The following is a 14999-nucleotide window of genomic DNA, read 5'->3' on the forward strand; positions in this document are numbered from 1 at the left end:
GGCGAGCAGCGCGACGAGGTTCGTCGCGAGCGCGGCCCGCCACTCGCTCAACGACTGCTGCGGGAGGCCGAGCTGCTTGTTCTCGGCCAGGTAGTCGCGAACGAAGTCGATCAGCGGCGGGTAGGCCTCGCCGAACGGCATGGCGGCGTAGCCGCCCGCATGAACGAGGTGGCGGCCCGTCTCGTCCTCCAGCTCCCAGGGCGACACGACCTTGAACGGGCCGGCGATGCCGAGTATGTCCAGGACCTTCAAGAGATCGCCGTTACCGTGCCTGCTCTCCAGGTCGAGGACGCGGTGGTCGCCCCTCCCGGTCAGGAGGTCTCGCGTGGCGATGGGGAGGCGGGCGGTGGTCGTGGCGGCTTGGCTCATCGTAGGTCCCTGGTGGTGGTGTTGCCGGCGCTGTCCTCGACGACGATCTGGCCGTCGCTCACCGCGTCGACGATCACTGAGAACGAGTACTCCGTGCCTGGGGTGAACGCCAGCGGCACGCCGTTGATCCTGATGCTGCTGAGGCGCATGTTGTCGCGCGCGACCCCCTCGACCCGGATGCGGCCCCCCGCCACGGACTCGACCTTCGTCAACTCGACGGTCGGGGGCGTGGCGTCCAGCGTGAGCACGTAACGCTCCAGCGACGAGCGGCCGTTGACGTCCGTGACCTCGAGGACCAGCCGCAGCTCGCCGTCCTGCAGGTTGGGCTTGGTGAAGGCGAACTGCACGAGACGCTTGCCGCGCTCGGACGCGTACAGGCTGTCTTGCATCAGGTCGGCCCCGTCTACCTTGATGCTGGCGATGCCGGCGTCGTCCAGTGCGTACCCGCTGATGCGCAGGTCGTCACTACTTCGCGTAGTGCCGCTGCGCGGCTCGGTGATGGCGATCGTGGGGGCCATGGAGTCGGTGCGGTGGACGCACGCGCTCAAGGCGAGTAGCGCGGCGCCGGCGAGGGCCGCCCTCGCGCTGCGCAGGATCGGAAAACTAGGCTGCACGGGCCAATGCTACACCGCCCCACTCACCGCGCCCGCTCCAGAAGCGCTCATGCGCCTCATGGTGACCCGTGGCGCACGAATCCCGGCCGTTCAGTTATAGTTACGGCACGCGTCAAGGAGGGCATGGGCCCTCTCATTACGAAAGGGGGTCCCGCCAGTTCGGACCACGAAGTTGTATCCGTGAACGTTCTGCCCGGGACAGGCGCGTGGCTAAGCGTGCCCCCTCGCGACCGCAGAGAGACGCAAGCAATTCGTTAAGGAGTGATAGTCGATGAAGAGAGTCATTACCCTGCTAGCCGCTGGCATGCTGTTGTTGGGCACGGCCTTCGCGCAGGCGCCGGCCGACACGTACGTGTATATGACGTTCGGCCAGCCCGTCTCGATGGACCCGGCCCGGGCTTACGACACGGGCTCCGGCGGCATCATCGAGAACGTCTACGAGACCCTCATGTCCTACGACGGCGAGTCCCTCGACGTCTTCGTCCCGAGCCTCGCCACCGGCTACTCGGTCAGCGCCGACGGCCTGCACTGGACCTTCGACCTGCGCCCGAACGTCAAGTTCCATAGCGGCAACCTCATGACGTGCAAGGACGTGGCGTGGTCCTTCAAGTACGGCGCCCTCACCGCCAACCCGGAAGGCGCCCCGGCGTACCTGATGGGCAACCTCTGGCTCGGCACCGACATCGACGGCTCCGACCCGGCTGCGTTCCTCTCCGAGGTCACGTGGGACATGATCGACGGCATCGTCACCTGCCCAGAGGGCCCGCAAGGCCTCAAGGCGACGGTCAACCTCGTCAACCCCACCCCGGCCCTCATCCCGATCCTCACCTACACGGCCTTCAGCATCGTCGACTCGCAGTTCGCCATCGCCGGCGGCGCGTGGGACGGCACCGAGGCCACGTGGCAGGACTGGGTCGGCCGTGATCTGACCGCCGAGTTCCTCCACCGCAACGCGAGCGGCACCGGCGCCTTCCAGCTCGTCGACTGGACCGACGACAGCGTCGTAGCCGACGCCTTCGCCGACTACTGGGGCGGCGCTCCCGCGCTCAAGCACGTCATCTACCGCTACGTCGACGAGCAGTCGACGCGCATCCTCGCCATCCAGCAGGGTGACGCTGATCGCATCACGCTCAACGAGAACTCCGCCGTCGCCCAGGTGGAAGGCGCCGCCGGCGTCTCCGTCCTCCGTGACCCGAACTGGCTGCCCGCCAGTGTCACCGCGGCGTTCTTCAACTTCGCCATCGACGTGACCAACAACGAGGACGTCGGCTCCGGCCTCCTCGACGGCAAGGGCATCCCGTCCAACTTCTTCGCCGACGTGAACGTGCGCCGCGGCTTCGCCCAGCTCTTCGACCAGCAGGCGTTCGTCGACCAGGTCTACCAGGGCCAGGGCACCGTCATCACCATGGGCCTGCCCTCCAGCTTCCTCGGCTATAACCCCGACGTGGCCGTCCGCACCCTCGACCTCGAAGCCGCCGAAGACTACTTCCGCGCCGCGTTCGATGGCCAGGTCTGGGAGAAGGGCTTCGAGTTCACCGCCCTCTACAACTCGGGTAACACCATCCGCCAGACGGCCCTCGAGCTCATCAAGGACAACCTCGAGTTCATCAACCCGAAGTTCAAGATGAGCGTGCGCGGTCTGCCCTGGGCCGACTACCTCTCCCGGACGGCCGAGAAGAAGGCCCCGATGTTCGCGCTCGGCTGGGCAGCTGACTACGCCGACCCGAGCAACTTCATCAACACCTTCTACGACGACGACGGCTACTACTCGGCCCGCACCAGCATCAGCGTGCCCGAGATACAGGCCATCATCGACCAGGCCGACCAGCTGGTCGACCCCGAAGCCCGTGGCTTCCTCTACCGCGGCATCGGCACCCTCCACTACGACCAGGCGCCACTCATCGCCGTGCCGATCCAGAGCGCGTTCCTGGTGGTCCGTTCCAACCTGAACGGCGTCTACTACAACACGATGTACTCCGACAAGTTCCTCTGGAAGGACCTGTCCAAGAACTGAGCCGCCTTCTCGTGGGGTCGGGAGCTCTCGCAGCCTCCCGGCCCCACGGGGCCAGCGCCAGGTTCCAGGGCCCGCTCGCCGCCCACCGCCACGCGGTGCCTCTGCGCGGGCCCCAAGGGTGCGGCGCCGGCCGACGAGACGACCAACCAGCGATATGGATCCGGTATCTTGCTAGTCTTCATCGTCAGGCGCCTGCTGCTCCTGCCGGTCGTGTTCGTTGGGGTGACCCTGGCGATCGTGCTGCTCATGCAGCTCCTCACCCCCTACCAACGCGCCGCCGCCTATGTCCAGTCCGAGCAGCAGATCCGTAATATCGATTCGATAATCGTTCAGTACGGCCTCACCGACCCCTGGTACAAGCAGTACGGCCGCTGGATCGGCGAGGTGGTGAAGGGCAACCTCGGCTACTCCCGCACGGCTCGCGAGCCCGTGCTGACGACGCTCGGCAAGCGCTTCCCCGTCACCCTCGAGCTCGCCATCCTCGCCATCCTGCCCGTCATTGGCGTGGGCGTCGCCATGGGCACGGCCGCGGCCCTCAACCGCGACAAACCGATAGACCAGTTCGCCCGAGTGGCGTCCATCGTGGGCTGGTCGCTGCCGACGTTCGTGCTGGGCATCTGGTTACTCGTCATCTTCTACGGCTGGTTGGGCTGGTTCCAACCCGGCCGCATATCTGATGCCATCAGGATCTCCACAGGCCCCAACTCGGGGTTCGTCAACTACACCCGCATGCTGTTGCTGGACTCGCTCCTCAACAAGCGCCTCGACGTCTTCTGGGACGCCCTCATGCACATGGTGTTGCCCGTCATCACCCTCTCGGTCGTCCAGAGCGCTCAGATCATGCGCGTGATGCGCTCCTCGCTGCTCGACGCGCTCGGCAGGGACTACGTGCGTACCGCGCGCGCCAAGGGCCTCCCCGAGCACGTCGTGACGCACAAGCACGCGCGGCGCAACGCGCTGATTCCGGTCATCACGCTCTCCGGTTTCGTCCTCATCGGGCTCATCAACGGCGTCGTCATCACGGAGACGATCTTCAACTACCCTGGCCTCGGCCAGTGGGCAGCGGCCTCCGCCGTCAACCTCGACTACGCTTCCGTGCTCGGCTTCGCCGTCTTCACGGCCATGATGGTGGTCCTCGCCAACTTGCTCGTGGACATCCTCTACGGGGTCGTCGACCCGCGGATCAGGTACGAGTAGCATGGCACCAGACACCGACACCCCCCGGAACCTCGAGAGCATCGGCAGCGCCGATGAGCACCTGGACCAGCCCGCGCGGAAGGGCCGCGCCTGGAAGCGCTTCCGGCGCAACCCGCTCGCCGTCGTCGGCCTGATCATGGTCGCCGGCTTCGTGCTCATCGCCACGCTGGCTCCGGTTCTCACCGAGCTGCCGCGCAGCTGCCTGCGGGACCTCGAGCTCACGGCCGCCAACCAGCACGACTACCGCAACCCCGTCAAGCCGGTCTTCTGGAAGGCCATCTTCGCTCCCCCGAAGTCGTGCTTCACGATCGCGCGGGTCAGCTTCAGCACGCAACCGGCCGACGCCGCCACGACCAAGACGGTTCTGGGCACCACCAGCGGCGGTTACGACATCTTCTACGGTCTCGTGTGGGGCACCCGTACGGCGTTCAAGGTTGGCCTCATCGTCGTCGGCATCGCCTTCGCAATCGGCATCATCATCGGGTCGCTCTCCGGCTACATAGGCGGGGTCTTCGACAACCTCGTCATGCGTTTCACCGACATCGTCATCTCGCTGCCGAGCCTCGTCGTGGCGCTGGTGGTCGTCATGGTCTTGGGGAAGTCGATCGAGAACATCATGCTGGCCATCGCGGTCACGGCGTGGCCGTCGTACGCGCGCCTGATGCGTGGCGAGGTCCTGCGCATCAAGGAGGAGGAGTACGTGGCGGGGGCGAGGGCCATCGGGCGGCGCCCGCTCGGCATCATCGGCCGTCACGTCCTTCCGAACGCCATCGGCCCCATCGTGATCGTGGCCAGCCTCGACATCGGCTCGATCGTCCTCACCGCCGCCGCGCTGTCGTTCCTCGGCCTGGGCGCCGAGATCGGTTACGCCGACTGGGGCCAGATGATCTCGTTCGCGCGCGACTGGATCCTCGGTCCTCCCGGCAAGCCGTTCTACTTCTGGTACGTCTCGTTCTGGCCCGGCTTGATCATCCTGCTCTTCGTGCTGGCCTGGAACCTGCTTGGCGACGCCTTCCGTGACGTCCTCGATCCGCAGGCCAAGTGAGTGAGCGCCCGGGCCACGCCGTCCTGAGCCTGGCGGCTGCCCAAGCCTAAGCTGGCGTCCGGTCGAGGCCTGCCCCGGCCTGGCGAGCGTCCGGCGCCGCGAGCGGCCTGGCCGGGGTGTTCAAGGCGTGGCCACGGCGGCCGCGTTGGCTACGGCCTCGGCGGCGGCCGCGCTTCTCCCGTTGAGGTCGAGCAGGTAGGCGGTCAGGAGCCAATACTCGGCGGGCGTCTGGCGGCCGGGTTCGTAGCGCGGCATCGTGGCGCTCACGTACGCCCACAGTGCCGCGGGCGCGGCGGTGAGCGCCAAGCCCGTCGGGTGTCCCGCGGTCGCTATCAGGGGCGGGGGCGTGCCGATCGAGAACATGTCGTTGTCGACCACGGGCTCGGACAGCGACTGGACCGTGCGGTTGCTCGGGCGGTGGCAGCGCGTGCACGTTCGGTCTTCCGGGGGGAACGAGAGCTTGGCATCCGCGAGCCCCCCGGCGCCCTTGCCGTGGCATACGGCGCAGTTGAGCGCGTAAAGGCTCGCGCCTTCGGCGACGGCCGCCCCGTAGCCCACCGGGCTACCGCCCCCGCCGCTCGCGCCTACCGGCGTGCCCAGGGTGATTACGACGCATAGGCCGACGATCGTCAGGACCGGCAGGCCGGCGAGCGTGAGGCGCGCACCCCGGGGTGCTGATGGCCTCCGGCCTTCAGGCGGAGCCGTCCTCAGGCGCCCTCGCCCGCAGGTCGGTCCTCATCGGCGGGCTCGTCCGCCGGCGAGCCGACGTCTGACGCGCCCTGCGCCGGGGCGGCATCGGCGCCGTCATTCGACGTAGCCGTCGATTCGGTGGCGGAGGGAGCGACGATAGTCGACGAACCGTCCGCGTTCGCGGTGGGCGCCGCGCCGACCGGCGCGGCGTTCTGAGGGTGCGGGGCGGGCTGACCGCTGCCGGCCGTCGGGGCGGCTTCCTGCCTGCCTTGCAGCGCCTTGACCAGGAAGTAGACGAGGCCGGCCACGAGGGCCACGGGCACCACGAAGCGCAGGAGCAGCCACAGTAGACCGGCGATGGCCTTGAGGAGCAGGCCGCCGAGAGACAACAGCCAGCCGACCAGCCAGAGCAGCCCGGTACCGACGAGCAGAGCGACCAGGCCGAAGACGACCAGCTCCACGACTTCTTGCAAGGAGCGCTTCATGAGGCCAGTATACCCGCCACCATGAGCGCTCTTGAGTGCGGTTAGACTGCCCGGCGTGAGAGAAGGCGGCTACGAACGTGTGCCGAGCGTGACCGCGCGGGGCGTGGAGGTCGCGGTGGAGCGCACCGTCCATGGCGGCCTCGCCCTCGGCCGCGCCAAGACGGGCGAGGTCGCGTTGGTGCGCGGGGCGATACCGGGCGAGAGGGTCCTGGCGGACCTACGCTCCCAGAAGGGCGTGCTGATGGGCGCCACCCTCCAGGTCCTGGAGCCGAGCCAGGACCGCGTGCCGCCCAGCTTCCACCCCGGCCTCGACTTCTCGCACATGACCTACGCGCGCCAGCTCACGGAGAAGCGCTCCGTAGTGGCGGACGCGTTGGCGCGCGCGCGCCGCCAGGCGAAGGTGGGTGGCAGGGCGGCCGTGGCCGAGTCCGGCGTGGCGCCGGTCGTCCCGGCGCCGAGCGAATGGGCGTACCGCAGCGGCGTCCAACCCGCCACCGTGCCGGGCGGCCTCAGCTACCGCAGGCTGGAGTCGAACGAGGTCGTGGTCATCGGGGCCGATCCGGTGGCCACCGCCGGCGTCGACGCAGCATGGCAGCGCGCCGTCGCCATGCGCGCCCACGCCGCGCGCGGCGCCGTGGAACTCGTCATCCGGGCCAACGACGAAGGGCACGCGCTCCTGGCGATCGTCGCGCATACGACCGCGCGCCGGCTCCTGCCCCTCGCGCACGCGCTCGTCAACTCCGGCATAACGGGCGTCGCCCTGGCGCCGCACGACCCGCGGGGGCGCTTCAGGTCCGGCACCGAACGCTTGGCGGGCGAGCGGACCATCCTGCAGCGCTACGGCGACGTCGTAGTGAGCGTCAACGCCTCCAGCTTCGCCCAACCCAACCCTGCCGCGGCGGGGGGACTGTACCGGGAGCTGGCCGGCTGGGCGGGGGCGGGGGAGCGCGCTGTCGAGCTCTTCGCGGGCGGCGGTGCCATCTCGTTCCACCTGGCACCGGCCTTCGCGCGCGTCACCGCCATCGAGATCGACCGCGGCGCCGTCATGCGGGGCGAACGCGACGCGGCCAGGCTCGGGCTCGGGAACGTCGAGTTCGCGCGCCAGGACGCGAGGCTCGCGGCCATACCCGCAGACGCTGAGCTTCTGGTCGTAGACCCGCCGCGCGCCGGCCTGTCCGCCGAGGTGCGCGCGGCCATCGCGGCCTCCGGCGCCGCGCGCCTCCTCTACGTGAGCTGCGACGCCGCGACCTGGGCGCGTGACGTCGCGGACTTCGAGGCGCGGGGCTTCCGCCTCGCCAGGTTCATGCCCTACGACTTCTACCCGCAGACGCACCACGTCGAGCTCCTGTCCGAGTTGACGCGCGGCTGAGATCCGGGGCCGGTTCGCACCGCCACGTGGCCGATCGGCCACGCGGGCACGGGACACTGCACGGCGCGCGTGGCGTACACGAACGCTGCGCCCGATCGGCCACGCGGGTACGGGGCGCCGCCGGCCTGGATGCCCGCCTTGGCTCACGGGTCTCACGCCCGGCAGGGGAGGTGCCCGAGCCTCAGGTGCCACCGTGCGCGCCGCCGGGGGCTACACTCGTGCACATGCTTGCTAAACGCATCATCCCGTGCCTGGACGTCCACGCCGGCCGAGTGACCCGCGGTCGGCAGTTCGGGCGCGCCGAGCTGGGGGAGCTCGCGGACGTCGGCGACCCCGTCGCCCTCGCCATGGTCTATAACGACCAGGGGGCGGACGAGCTCGTCATGTACGACATCACGGCCACGAGCGAGGGCCGCGGCGCCATCCTCGACGTCGCCGCGCGCGTGGCCGAGCGCTGCTTCATGCCCCTCACCGTGGGCGGCGGTGTCCGCGGCCTGGCGGACATGCGCGCGCTCATGCTCGCCGGGGCCGACAAGGTGTCCATCAACTCCGGCGCCATCGCCGACCCCGAGCTGCTGACGCGGGCAGCGGACCAGTTCGGGTCGCAGGCGGTAGTCCTCTCCATCGACGTGCGCGCCCGCTCGCGCGCGACCGGGTCGACCGAGGCGCGCGGCCGGTCCGCTGGTGCGTGGGACGTGTACGCGGCAGGTGGTAGGCGTGAGACCGGCCTCGACATGCTCGCCTGGGCCGAGAAGGGCGCGGCGTTGGGAGCGGGGGAGATAGTGCTGAACAGCATCGACGGCGACGGCATGAACACGGGTTACGACCTGGAGGCCCTCCGCGCCTTGCGGGCCGCCGTGAGCGTGCCGGTGGTGGCGTCGGGCGGCGCCGGCAACGCCGAGGACATGCGCGCTGCGCTCCTGACCGGGGTCGACGCGGCCCTGGCCGCCGGCATCTTCCACCGGGGCGAGGTGAGCGTCGCGCACGTGAAGCGGGTCTGCGCGGCGGCGGGGCTGCCGATGCGCGAGGTGGCGGCATGACCGACCTCCGTTACGACGAGCGGGGGCTCGTGCCGGTCGTGGTGCAGTCGGCGGCCGACGGCGCCGTCCTCATGCTCGCCTACGCCGACCGTCAGGCCGTCGCACTGACGCTCGAGACGCGCGAGGCGCACTACTACAGCCGCTCGCGCTCGGAGATCTGGCGCAAGGGCGCGACCAGCGGCAACACGCAGCGCGTCGCCGAGGTCCGCTACGACTGCGACTCGGACGCGCTGCTCTACCTGGTCGAGGAGCGCGGGCCGGCGTGCCATACGGGGGAGAGGACGTGCTTCTATCGGACGTTGGAGGGCGGCGAGCTCGCGGCCCGAGCGGTCGAGACGGGCCCGGCCGCGCCCTTTGGCGGCGCGCCGAGCGGACGCGTCACCGAGGCGGGCGCCGCCAACCTCGGCACCACGCTCCAGGCGCTGCAGGCCGTGATCGTGGGCCGCCTCGCCGCGCTGCCGGAAGGCTCCTACGTGCGCAAGCTCCACGAGCGCGGCGTCGGCTACGTGGCGCAGAAGGTCGTCGAGGAAGCCGGCGAGACCGTTGTGGCCGCCCTGCTCGAGCGCGACGACGAGTTGATCAACGAGAGCGCCGACCTCCTCTTCCACCTGAGCGTGCTCCTCACGGAGCGGGGAGTCGGGCTGGGCGCGGTCGCCGAGAAGCTCGACGAGCGGAGGCGGTAGGCCGGGGCCTGTCGGTCGGTAGGACCCTAGCGCGGGGCCTGCGTTCCGGCGCTGCGGGTATGGCTGGCCTGGCGCCGGAGCCCGCGCGGTCTCCCCGGGCTACCCAAGACGCCGGCCGAGGTCGTAGGCTCGTTGGTGCATGCGCCGCCGTCTCCTCTTCGCCGCCATATCCTTGGCCCTTGCCGTCGTGGCGGGGGTGTTCGCGTCGTGCGCCCCGGCCGCCTCGCGCGACGACCTGGCGCGGGCGGGCGCCACGCGCACCACGTCGAGCGGCTCACCGCTCGACGGCATCGGCTACGTTCCCGCCAACGCGCCGAGCGCCACGCTGCGCCCGCGGCCGGCGGACGCACCCGACCTCGTCATCATCGCGTTCTCGGGGCATTGCGGCCTCGTGTGCGACACGCGCAGCACCTGGTCCTACCTCAGCAACGCCAGCGATTCGACCGGCGGCGTCGCCGTGCTGGACGCCATCGCGGCGGCGTACACGCGCCTCGGCCTCGCGAAGATCGAGGTCTTCAGCGCCTCCTCGTTCGCGACGAGCCACTACAGCTCCATCAGCGGCAAGATCGAGCCGGGCTACCTGCAGGCGCAGGCCTACCTCGACGAGGTGAAGCGCGACTGGATCGACGGGATCGACGACCCGACGAGGGTCGTCCTCGTCGGGCACTCGCACGGCACCGTCTGGGCGTCGCTACTAGCCATGAACAACCTCGACGTCACCTTCGACTCCTTCGTGTCGCTCGACGCCGTGTGCTGGATGTGGTGGAACAAGCACAAGCAGTACGTCAAGGAGACGTTCGTGGACGGCCCGTGGACGATCCCGTTCCCGCTCGAGCAGGGCGACCCGTGCGGCACGCTCGACGTGCCGGGGCAGACGGAACGCCAGAACATCAACGACGTGGTGCCCGCCAACGTCATCTACGGCCTGGAAGTGCGCACGACGTTCCGCCTCTTCTCGCTCGACCCGAACGTGCTGACCGACGACCACGTGAACGTGCGCATCAACGGGACGCACACGAACATCTGGGGCATAACGGCGACGGAGTCGCACTCGGACCTGGGCAAGCATTACAACCGCTCGGTCAGCTGGGTGGTGGCCATGCTCGACTCGCTCGGCATACCCGATCACTCCGCCTACCCGATGTCGGCCTTCGTGCTGCCGGAACCGCCCGAAGGCTTCACGTACTTCGGCGGGGAGCTTACGCCGCTGGCGCCCTGAGCGGCCCCGGTCTACCGCGAGTGGCGGAAACCGCTCTGCGCCGCGCGCCCCGTGAGCGCATAGTGGGGTATGACCAAGCCAACAGACGGTGAGCTCAAGGATGCCGGCGGCAAGCAGACGGCCGGCGTGAGGGCGGGCGGGGAGCGCAAGGCCACGCGGAACGTCGTGCGTAGCGGCGGCCTGGAGGCCGCGCTCGTGCTCGACACGGTCAGGGTGACGGAGCAGGCCGCCATCGCCGCCAGCCGCGTGGCCGGCAAGGGTGACGCCGACCTCGTCGACCAGGCGGGCGTCGACGCCATGCGCTCGGTCCTCAACGAGCTCCCCATCGCCGGCGAGATCGTGATCGGCGAGGGCGAGCGCGACGAGGCGCCCATGCTCTACATCGGCGAGAAGGTCGGCACGGCCGGGCCGGACGACTGGGAGGTCGACATCGCCGTCGACCCCGTCGAGGGCACCAACATCACGGCGCGGATGATCAACAACTCCGTCGCGGTCATCGCGATGGCCGAGCGCGGCGGCCTCTTCCAGGCGCCGGACACCTACATGGAGAAGCTCATCGTCGGCCCACCGGCCAAGGGCAGGGTCGACCTCACCTGGCCCGTCGCGGCCAACCTGCGTGGCGTCGCGCTGTCGCTCGACCGGGCCGTCGACGACCTGACGGTCGTCATCCTCGACCGCCCCCGCCACGAGCAGCTCGTGCGCGAGGTGCGTGAGGCCGGCGCGCGCGTGAAGCTGATCGGCGACGGCGACGTCATCGCGGCCCTCGCCGCCGCCGTGCGCGGCACGAACGTGCACGCGGTCATGGGCACCGGCGGCGCGCCGGAAGGCGTGCTGGCCGCGGCCGCGCTCAAGTGCCTCGGCGGCGAGATCCACGGCCGCTTCCGCCCGCGCAACGAGGACGAGCGCCGGCGCCTACAGGCGGCCGGGGCGAGCGAGGACCGCGTCTACCGCACGGAGGACTTGGCGCCCGGCCGCGACATCGTCTTCAGCGCCACGGGCATCACGGACGGCGACCTCCTGCGGGGCGTCAAGTTCTTCAAGAACGGCGCACGCACGCATAGCATCACGATGGGCTACCGCTCGCGGGTCATCCGCTTCACGGACTCCGTGCACCTGCTCGGGGACGGAGCGCGGGTGACGATCCAGGTGTGAGTGTAGGGTAACGCCCCGTTCTACGCAGCGCTCCACGGTTTCGGTTCGCATGCGACGAGCATGGGTATCGGGCGCGCCTTGCGCCATGCTAGTGATTCTACTATACTGATAGCACCGCTATCGGATTCCAGGAGATGATATCAGATGCCGGCCGTGACGATCCGCAACCTGTCCGAAGAGGCGCACCGCGCTCTGAAGGTGCGCGCCGCCCAGCATGGACGAAGCGCCGAGGCAGAGATGCGCGCCATTCTGGAGGCGGCCGTGCGCCCCGCTGATCGGTTGCGCATCGGTTCCGCCGTGTCGGCGTTGAGCCGCGAGGCCGGGCTGACCAACGCTGATTTCGAGGCGCTGGAACGAGGTCGCGACAGGACCCCCGCCGTGCCCCTGCGCCTCGGATGATCGTTCTGGATACGAACGTCGTCTCGGAGGCGATGAAACCCGAGCCGGATCCCGCCGTCCGCGACTGGTTGGACGAACAGGTCGCCGAGACCCTCTTCCTTACCAGTGTGACCGTGGCGGAGTTGCGATTCGGTATCGGCATGCTACCCGAAGGCCGACGCAAGCAGAGGTTCGCCCTGGCGCTCGACGGTCTTCTCGGGCTGTTCGACGGCAGGATCCTCGCCTTCGACACCGATGCGGCACGCCATTACGCTGACCTCGCCGTCGCGGCCCGCAACGCGGGCAAAGGATTCCCCACGCCCGACGGCTACATAGCCGCCATCGCGACCGCCCATGGCTTCGCCGTCGCGACGCGTGATACCACGGCCTTCGCGGCGGCGGGTGTTCCGATCATCGACCCCTGGAAGGCCGGACAGCGCTAAGGGCGTTCGGGCACGGTCGAACTGCTCTAGAGCTCCGTGGACCCCGTTCTCTATGCTTGGCAGTCGGTGCAGAAACCAACACGGACCGCGCTCATGCCAGCTTGGTCGTCTTGGCTAGTCGAACTCAAGCTCGCGCGGCGTGGTATCCCGCAGGACCTCGTTCCCTGCCGGCGTTACGGCCCACGCAGCGAAGGCCGCGAGCGCGCGCCCACGGTGGCTCACGGCGCGCTTCTCCGCCAGCGTCGCCTCCGCGAACCCCTTGCCTAGCTCCGTGCTGTGGAAGATGGGGTCGTAACCGAACCCCTTCTCGCCACGGGGGCCGTGCAGGACGCGGCCCTCGCTTTCGCCCCTGAAGGTCTCGACCGCACCGGCGGGTGTGGCCAGCACGATGACGGCGACGAACCTGGCCGTTCGCGCCTCGTCCGGAACCTTGCGGAGTTGCTGCAACAAGTGCGCCATGCGCTCGCCGTCCGTCAGGCCGGGGCCGCCGAAGCGGGCCGTGTACACGCCCGGGGCGCCGCCGAGGACGTCGACCTCCAGGCCGGAGTCGTCCGACAGCGCTGGGAGGCCCGTGGCCAGCGCGACGTGCCCCGCCTTGATGAGGGCGTTCTCCTCGTAGGTCGCGCCGTTCTCCTCGGGGAACTCGGTGACGTCCATGTCGGGCGCCGCCACGAGCTCGAAGGGGAGGCCCGCGAGGGCGTCTGCGAACTCCCGGAGCTTGCCCGGGTTCTGGGTGGCGATGGCGATGCGGAGTGGGGCTAGGCTGGGCTCTCCCAGGTCCTGAACGAAGGTCACCTACGCCGCCTCGCGGCCGGGTTCCCCCCGGCATCTGCCCGAGCGGCCGCAGGACGCGCACTCATGCCAGCGCACGGTGTCACTTGAGCTGCCCTCGCACCTGCGCGACGAGGCGTTCCACGGCCGCGACGCCGGCCGCCACGAGCGTCACGTAGCGTTCGGCCGAGACGGGGCCGGTCTCGCTGCCGCCCTGGACCTCGAGGACGTCGCCCGTCGCCGTGGCGACCACGTTGAGGTCGAGCTCGGCGGCGGCGTCCTCGGCGTGGTCGAGGTCGACGCGCGTCTCGCCGTTCACCACGCCGACGCTCACGGCGGCCAGCTCGTGGCGCAGCGGCCACTCCGCGACGCCGCCTTGGAAGACGAGCCTGTCGGCCGCCTGGTGCAGCGCCGCGTAGCCGGCGAGGATGGCGGCGCAGCGCGTGCCGCCGTCGGCCACGAGGACATCGGCGTCGACCGTGACGGTCTTGCCCTTGAACAGGTCGAGGTCGACCGTGCTGCGCAGTGCCCGGCCCATGAGGCGTTGGATCTCCTGGGTGCGGCCGGAGGCGTAGAGGCGTTCGCGCGCGACGCGTTCCTTGGTGCTGCGGGGGAGGAGGGCATATTCGGCCGTGAGCCAGCCGCCCTTGTGCGCCGTGGCGCGAAGGTGCGGCGGCAGCTTGGCCTCGATGGTCACGGTGGCCGCGATCACGGTGCGACCCCAGGTCACCACAGCCGAGCCTTCAGCGTGGGGGTTGTAGCCGAGCTCGACGTTCACGGGCCTCAGCTCGGTGGCGGCGCGGCCCTCGCGCTTGTGTGCGCTCATGCCGGGGAGCTTATCACCGGGCTGATGCGGGTTGCCTCGCGGCGCGCGTGGCCCATGGCCCGGCCGGTTCGCGGCTGAGCAGCGGTGAGGTAGTGGCGCTGCGAGGCGGAGATGACCGGGTATCCTCGGGGACCTCGAACGGAGAGGACATAGCATGGCCAAGCTTGTGTTCGGAATGAACCAATCACTGGACGGCTACGTCGATCACACGGCGTTCGGGCCGAGCCCCACGCTCTTCCGCCACTTCATCGAGCAGACCGAGAGGGAGGCCGGTGCCGTGTACGGTCGCGGGATATACGAGATCATGCGCTATTGGGACGACGACCAACCGGACTGGGACGCGGGAGAGCACGCCTTCGCGGCGGCGTGGCGGAACCTGCCGAAATGGGTCGTCTCGCGCTCGTTGAAGTCGGTCGGTCCCAACGCCCAGCTCGTCGAGGGCGATCTCGAGAGCGCGATCCGTAGGCTGAAGGTCGAGCGCGAAGGCGAGATCGAGGTCGCCGGCCCGAAGCTGGCGCACAGTCTCGGCCAACTCGGCCTGATAGACGAGTACCGCATCTACCTGCACCCCGTTGTGTTGGGTCACGGCCGGCCGCTCTTCGTGGGTCCTCGCCCGCCGCTCAGGTTGGTAGCCAATGACGTGCTGGACGAGAACGTGGTCAGGCTGGTGTACGTTCCCGCCTGAGGCTGGCTAGGAGCAGGTG

At 69.6% G+C, this 14999-nt stretch carries 17 protein-coding genes (1 of these 17 only partly in view); 11 read left to right on the top strand and 6 right to left on the bottom strand.

Going from position 1 to position 14999, the window contains the following annotated elements; all coding sequences use genetic code 11:
• On the bottom strand, positions 1-369 hold the 5' end (the start) of the coding sequence (locus M9914_00390) for an aminotransferase class III-fold pyridoxal phosphate-dependent enzyme (GenBank protein MCO5172628.1). 1068 nt of this gene lie to the left of the window's left edge; 369 of the gene's 1437 nt are visible here — the first part of the coding sequence; it begins with the start codon at positions 367-369; its stop codon lies beyond the left edge, outside the window.
• A complete protein-coding gene (locus M9914_00395; protein MCO5172629.1) occupies positions 366-983 on the bottom strand; it encodes a hypothetical protein in 618 nt (205 codons plus the stop codon). The genes M9914_00390 and M9914_00395 overlap by 4 nt, the downstream gene beginning before the upstream one ends.
• 271 nt (positions 984-1254) lie before the next feature.
• On the opposite strand from M9914_00395, the gene M9914_00400 reads away from it, so the two are divergent.
• The 3 genes from M9914_00400 to M9914_00410 all read left to right on the top strand — a co-directional run bounded on the left by M9914_00400 (position 1255) and on the right by M9914_00410 (position 5239).
• Complete coding sequence (locus tag M9914_00400; protein ID MCO5172630.1) at positions 1255-2997, top strand: ABC transporter substrate-binding protein; 1743 nt, start codon at positions 1255-1257, stop codon at positions 2995-2997.
• A gap of 168 nt (positions 2998-3165) precedes the next feature.
• Positions 3166-4194, top strand: coding sequence for an ABC transporter permease (locus tag M9914_00405; GenBank protein ID MCO5172631.1), 1029 nt, complete (start codon positions 3166-3168; stop codon positions 4192-4194).
• Position 4195: 1 nt separating this feature from the next.
• Entirely contained in the window at positions 4196-5239 is a 1044-nt protein-coding gene (locus M9914_00410) for an ABC transporter permease (GenBank protein MCO5172632.1), read from the top strand.
• 120 nt (positions 5240-5359) lie between these two features.
• Here the strand turns inward: M9914_00410 and M9914_00415 are convergent, their stop codons facing one another.
• Together M9914_00415 and M9914_00420 are read right to left on the bottom strand one after the other, a co-directional pair.
• Positions 5360-5797 (bottom strand): cytochrome c, encoded by a 438-nt coding sequence (locus M9914_00415; GenBank protein MCO5172633.1) that lies wholly within the window; start codon positions 5795-5797, stop codon positions 5360-5362.
• A gap of 149 nt (positions 5798-5946) precedes the next feature.
• The gene (locus tag M9914_00420; protein MCO5172634.1) at positions 5947-6414 is read right to left on the bottom strand and encodes a hypothetical protein; all 468 of its coding nucleotides are present in this window, start codon (positions 6412-6414) and stop codon (positions 5947-5949) included.
• A gap of 55 nt (positions 6415-6469) precedes the next feature.
• Here M9914_00420 and M9914_00425 point away from each other — a divergent pair, with 55 nt between their 5' ends.
• The 7 genes from M9914_00425 (at position 6470) to M9914_00455 (ending at position 12698) form a co-directional block, all read left to right on the top strand.
• The gene (locus M9914_00425; GenBank protein MCO5172635.1) at positions 6470-7783 is read left to right on the top strand and encodes a hypothetical protein; all 1314 of its coding nucleotides are present in this window, start codon (positions 6470-6472) and stop codon (positions 7781-7783) included.
• Positions 7784-8007: 224 nt separating this feature from the next.
• The gene (gene hisF, locus M9914_00430; GenBank protein ID MCO5172636.1) at positions 8008-8823 is read left to right on the top strand and encodes an imidazole glycerol phosphate synthase subunit HisF; all 816 of its coding nucleotides are present in this window, start codon (positions 8008-8010) and stop codon (positions 8821-8823) included.
• On the top strand, positions 8820-9506 hold the full coding sequence (gene hisIE, locus M9914_00435) for a bifunctional phosphoribosyl-AMP cyclohydrolase/phosphoribosyl-ATP diphosphatase HisIE (protein ID MCO5172637.1): 687 nt from the start codon (positions 8820-8822) through the stop codon (positions 9504-9506). The genes hisF and hisIE overlap by 4 nt, the downstream gene beginning before the upstream one ends.
• Positions 9507-9645: 139 nt before the next feature.
• Positions 9646-10725: a hypothetical protein gene (locus tag M9914_00440; GenBank protein MCO5172638.1), complete on the top strand. Its 1080-nt coding sequence runs from the start codon at positions 9646-9648 to the stop codon at positions 10723-10725.
• Positions 10726-10794: 69 nt separating this feature from the next.
• Positions 10795-11877, top strand: a complete 1083-nt coding sequence (gene glpX / locus M9914_00445) for a class II fructose-bisphosphatase (protein ID MCO5172639.1) — start codon at positions 10795-10797, stop codon at positions 11875-11877.
• Between the two features lie 144 nt (positions 11878-12021).
• Positions 12022-12276, top strand: a complete 255-nt coding sequence (locus M9914_00450; GenBank protein ID MCO5172640.1) for an antitoxin — start codon at positions 12022-12024, stop codon at positions 12274-12276.
• A complete protein-coding gene (locus M9914_00455) occupies positions 12273-12698 on the top strand; it encodes a type II toxin-antitoxin system VapC family toxin (GenBank protein ID MCO5172641.1) in 426 nt (141 codons plus the stop codon). The genes M9914_00450 and M9914_00455 overlap by 4 nt, the downstream gene beginning before the upstream one ends.
• A gap of 114 nt (positions 12699-12812) precedes the next feature.
• On the opposite strand, the gene rdgB is transcribed toward M9914_00455, so the two are convergent.
• Positions 12813-13493, bottom strand: coding sequence for an RdgB/HAM1 family non-canonical purine NTP pyrophosphatase (rdgB, locus tag M9914_00460; protein MCO5172642.1), 681 nt, complete (start codon positions 13491-13493; stop codon positions 12813-12815).
• A 79-nt stretch (positions 13494-13572) separates the two neighbouring features.
• A complete protein-coding gene (rph, locus tag M9914_00465) occupies positions 13573-14295 on the bottom strand; it encodes a ribonuclease PH (protein MCO5172643.1) in 723 nt (240 codons plus the stop codon).
• A gap of 154 nt (positions 14296-14449) precedes the next feature.
• Here rph and M9914_00470 point away from each other — a divergent pair, with 154 nt between their 5' ends.
• On the top strand, positions 14450-14980 hold the full coding sequence (locus M9914_00470; GenBank protein MCO5172644.1) for a dihydrofolate reductase family protein: 531 nt from the start codon (positions 14450-14452) through the stop codon (positions 14978-14980).
• Positions 14981-14999: the final 19 nt, after the last annotated feature.

It is taken from the genome of Trueperaceae bacterium (assembly GCA_023954415.1).
Lineage (GTDB): Bacteria > Deinococcota > Deinococci > Deinococcales > Trueperaceae > JAAYYF01.